The organism is Caldivirga sp. MU80, from assembly GCF_001663375.1.
GTDB lineage: Archaea > Thermoproteota > Thermoprotei > Thermoproteales > Thermocladiaceae > Caldivirga.
This window is the reverse complement of the sequence record NZ_LCTF01000071.1, coordinates 1-1,175: the sequence shown is the minus strand read 5'-3', so window position 1 is coordinate 1,175 and position 1,175 is coordinate 1. Positions and strand designations below refer to the sequence as shown.

The following is a 1,175-nucleotide window of genomic DNA, read 5'->3' as shown; positions in this document are numbered from 1 at the left end:
CGTGTTACTTGGGAGGATATTGGTGATTTGGAGGAGGCTAAGCAGAAGATTAGGGAGTTGGTTGAGCTTCCTCTTAAGCATCCTGAGTTGTTTAGGCATCTTGGTATTGAGCCTCCTAAGGGTGTTTTGCTTATTGGTCCTCCTGGTACTGGTAAGACTCTTTTGGCTAAGGCTGTTGCTAATGAGGCTGATGCATACTTTGTATCGATTAATGGCCCTGAGATTGTGAGTAAGTATTACGGTGAGTCTGAGGCTAGGCTTAGGGAGATTTTCGACGAGGCCAAGCGCAACGCACCGGCAATAATATTCATTGATGAGATAGACTCAATAGCACCAAAACGTGAGGAAGTCACTGGTGAGGTTGAGAAGAGGATAGTGGCACAACTACTAACACTAATGGACGGACTACAGGAAAGAGGACAAGTAGTAGTCATAGGAGCAACCAACAGGCCAGACGCAGTGGACCCAGCACTAAGAAGACCAGGAAGATTCGACAGAGAGATTTGGATAAACCCACCGGACACCAGGGGTAGGTATGAGATCCTGCTAGTCCACACCAGGAACATGCCCCTTGAGAAGGATGTTGACTTAAGGAAGCTGGCTGAGATAACCTACGGCTACACAGGCGCCGACATAGCGGCCTTAGCCAGGGAGGCGGCTATGAAGGCCCTGCGCAGGGCCCTTCAACAGGGTATAATAAACCCAGAGGACCCCAATACGTTCACCGATGAGAATCTGAGCAGGATTAAGGTAACTATGCAGGACTTCATGGATGCAATGCGTGAGATAATACCAAGCGCCCTGAGGGAGATCTACATTGAGGTCCCCAAGGTCCGTTGGAGTGACGTGGGCGGCCTTGAGGAGGCTAAGCAGGAGTTGAGGGAGGCCGTGGAGTGGCCCTTGAAGTACCCCAATAGGTTCAAGGTTATGGGCATTAAGCCTCCTAAGGGTATTTTGTTGTTTGGTCCTCCTGGTACTGGTAAGACTCTTTTGGCTAAGGCTGTTGCTAATGAGAGTGGTGCTAACTTCATAGCTGTTAGAGGACCGGAAATACTAAGCAAGTGGTTCGGTGAATCAGAAAAGGCAATAAGGGAAATATTCAAAAAAGCAAGAATGGCAGCACCATGCGTAGTATTCTTCGACGAAATAGACGCAATAGCACCAGCAAGAGGGTA

Annotated in this window: 1 protein-coding gene; it reads left to right on the top strand. The window is 48.8% G+C overall.

Annotated elements, in window-relative coordinates; translation table 11 throughout:
- A partial coding sequence (locus AAX04_RS11455) for an AAA family ATPase (RefSeq protein WP_156519857.1) occupies positions 1 to 1,175 on the top strand: 1,175 nt, incomplete at both ends.